This is a genomic window from Terrisporobacter mayombei (genome assembly GCF_020748465.1).
Lineage (GTDB): Bacteria > Bacillota > Clostridia > Peptostreptococcales > Peptostreptococcaceae > Terrisporobacter > Terrisporobacter mayombei.
In genome coordinates this window covers 1-2,060 of record NZ_JAHZMP010000021.1, presented here as the reverse complement: position 1 = coordinate 2,060, position 2,060 = coordinate 1, and the positions used below count along the sequence as shown (strand labels likewise).

The following is a 2,060-nucleotide window of genomic DNA, read 5'->3' as shown; positions in this document are numbered from 1 at the left end:
CCGCCCTTTCACGGCGGTAACAGGGGTTCGATTCCCCTATGAGTCACCATGCGGGTGTAGCTCAATGGTAGAGTTCCGGCCTTCCAAGCCGGCTGTGAGGGTTCGATCCCCTTCACCCGCTCCATTTGATTTATCCCGGGACCATAGCTCAGCTGGGAGAGCACCTGCCTTACAAGCAGGGGGTCACAGGTTCGAGCCCTGTTGGTCCCACCATAAAAACACAAACGCGGCCTGGTAGTTCAGTTGGTTAGAATGCCAGCCTGTCACGCTGGAGGTCGAGGGTTCGAACCCCTTCCAGGTCGCCATAATACTTCTTTAAATAATACGCTGGTGTGGCTCAACGGTAGAGCAGCTGACTTGTAATCAGCAGGTTGTAGGTTCGATTCCTATCACCAGCTCCATAAATGCGGAGGATTTCCCGAGTGGCCAAAGGGGGCAGACTGTAAATCTGTTAGCTGTGCTTTCGGTGGTTCGAATCCACCATCCTCCACCAAAAGAAGTATGCGGATGTGGCGGAATTGGCAGACGCACTAGACTTAGGATCTAGCGCCATTGGCGTGGGGGTTCGACTCCCTTCATCCGCACCACTTTTTAACTATACCTAACATGCGGGAATAGTTCAGTGGTAGAGCGCAACCTTGCCAAGGTTGAAGTCGCGAGTTCGAATCTCGTTTCCCGCTCCAAAAAAAACAAACAATATATGTGGGTGCATAGCTCAGCTGGATAGAGCAACGCCCTTCTAAGGCGTGTGTCCGGGGTTCGAATCCCTGTGCGCTCACCACTTATATATTGGGGATTAGCCAAGTCGGTAAGGCACATGACTTTGACTCATGCATGCGTAGGTTCGAGTCCTGCATCCCCAGCCATACAAATATGACTCATTAGCTCAGTCGGTAGAGCACTTGACTTTTAATCAAGGTGTCCGGAGTTCGAATCTCCGATGGGTCACCATTAATCTGGAGAGGTGTCCGAGTGGTTTAAGGAGCTGGTCTTGAAAACCAGTGATGCTTAACGGCACCGTGGGTTCGAATCCCACCCTCTCCGCCAGATGCCCAGATAGCTCAGTCGGTAGAGCAGGGGACTGAAAATCCCCGTGTCGGTGGTTCGATTCCGCCTCTGGGCACCATATTTAAATATTGTGGCGGTATAGCTTAGTTGGCTAGAGCGTTCGGTTCATACCCGAAAGGTCACAGGTTCGACTCCTGTTACCGCTACCATTTAGACTTTAATAATAAACGTGGACCATTAGCTCAGTTGGTTAGAGCGCCCGGCTCATAACCGGTAGGTCTGGGGTTCGAGTCCCTGATGGTCCACCACTTTTAGTTCGAGGTGTAGCGCAGTTTGGTAGCGCACTTGGTTTGGGACCATGGGGCCGGGGGTTCGAGTCCCTTCACCTCGACCACTTTTATCAATTATGGTGGGTATAGCTCAGTTGGTTAGAGCGCCAGATTGTGGCTCTGGAGGCCGTGAGTTCGAATCTCATTATCCACCCCATAAAATATATGACTCATTAGCTCAGTCGGTAGAGCACTTGACTTTTAATCAAGGTGTCCGGAGTTCGAATCTCCGATGGGTCACCACTAAATATGGCGACATGACCAAGTGGCTAAGGTAGAGGACTGCAACTCCTTCATCCCCAGTTCAAATCTGGGTGTCGCCTCCATATTCCAAGGTAGCTCAACGGTGGAGCACTCGGCTGTTAACCGATAGGCTGAGGGTTCGAGTCCCTCCCTTGGAGCCAAGAAAGTGCCGAAGTGGCGGAACTGGCAGACGCACAGGACTTAAAATCCTGCGAAACTTATACTTTCGTACCGGTTCGATTCCGGTCTTCGGCACCAAATTAATATCGCGGAGTGGAGCAGTTGGCAGCTCGTCGGGCTCATAACCCGAAGGTCACAGGTTCGAGTCCTGTCTCCGCAACCATTTAAATATATGGCTCATTGGTCAAGCGGTCAAGACACCGCCCTTTCACGGCGGTAACAGGGGTTCGATTCCCCTATGAGTCACCATGCGGGTGTAGCTCAATGGTAGAGTTCCGGCCTTCCAAGCCGGCTGTGAGG

Annotated in this window: 22 tRNA genes; all 22 read left to right on the top strand. The window is 52.0% G+C overall.

Annotated elements, in window-relative coordinates:
• Positions 1–50: 50 nt before the first annotated feature.
• Positions 51–124, top strand: a tRNA-Gly gene (locus K0039_RS19995).
• 13 nt (positions 125–137) lie between these two features.
• A tRNA-Val gene (locus K0039_RS19990) sits at positions 138–213 on the top strand.
• A 15-nt stretch (positions 214–228) separates the two neighbouring features.
• A tRNA-Asp gene (locus tag K0039_RS19985) sits at positions 229–305 on the top strand.
• Positions 306–326: 21 nt separating this feature from the next.
• Positions 327–401: transfer RNA gene (locus K0039_RS19980), tRNA-Thr, on the top strand.
• 7 nt (positions 402–408) lie between these two features.
• A tRNA-Tyr gene (locus K0039_RS19975) sits at positions 409–493 on the top strand.
• A gap of 10 nt (positions 494–503) precedes the next feature.
• Positions 504–587 (top strand) — tRNA-Leu (locus K0039_RS19970).
• 21 nt (positions 588–608) lie between these two features.
• A tRNA-Gly gene (locus K0039_RS19965) sits at positions 609–683 on the top strand.
• A 21-nt stretch (positions 684–704) separates the two neighbouring features.
• Positions 705–781, top strand: a tRNA-Arg gene (locus K0039_RS19960).
• A gap of 9 nt (positions 782–790) precedes the next feature.
• A tRNA-Gln gene (locus K0039_RS19955) sits at positions 791–866 on the top strand.
• Between the two features lie 9 nt (positions 867–875).
• Positions 876–951: transfer RNA gene (locus K0039_RS19950), tRNA-Lys, on the top strand.
• 7 nt (positions 952–958) lie between these two features.
• Positions 959–1,047: transfer RNA gene (locus tag K0039_RS19945), tRNA-Ser, on the top strand.
• A gap of 3 nt (positions 1,048–1,050) precedes the next feature.
• Positions 1,051–1,126: transfer RNA gene (locus K0039_RS19940), tRNA-Phe, on the top strand.
• A 14-nt stretch (positions 1,127–1,140) separates the two neighbouring features.
• A tRNA-Met gene (locus tag K0039_RS19935) sits at positions 1,141–1,217 on the top strand.
• 22 nt (positions 1,218–1,239) lie between these two features.
• Positions 1,240–1,316 (top strand) — tRNA-Ile (locus K0039_RS19930).
• 9 nt (positions 1,317–1,325) lie between these two features.
• Positions 1,326–1,402: transfer RNA gene (locus tag K0039_RS19925), tRNA-Pro, on the top strand.
• 15 nt (positions 1,403–1,417) lie between these two features.
• Positions 1,418–1,494 (top strand) — tRNA-His (locus K0039_RS19920).
• A gap of 10 nt (positions 1,495–1,504) precedes the next feature.
• A tRNA-Lys gene (locus tag K0039_RS19915) sits at positions 1,505–1,580 on the top strand.
• Between the two features lie 8 nt (positions 1,581–1,588).
• Positions 1,589–1,663, top strand: a tRNA-Cys gene (locus K0039_RS19910).
• A 3-nt stretch (positions 1,664–1,666) separates the two neighbouring features.
• Positions 1,667–1,741, top strand: a tRNA-Asn gene (locus K0039_RS19905).
• Positions 1,742–1,748: 7 nt separating this feature from the next.
• A tRNA-Leu gene (locus K0039_RS19900) sits at positions 1,749–1,838 on the top strand.
• Between the two features lie 9 nt (positions 1,839–1,847).
• A tRNA-Met gene (locus K0039_RS19895) sits at positions 1,848–1,923 on the top strand.
• Between the two features lie 11 nt (positions 1,924–1,934).
• Positions 1,935–2,009: transfer RNA gene (locus K0039_RS19890), tRNA-Glu, on the top strand.
• Positions 2,010–2,060: the final 51 nt, after the last annotated feature.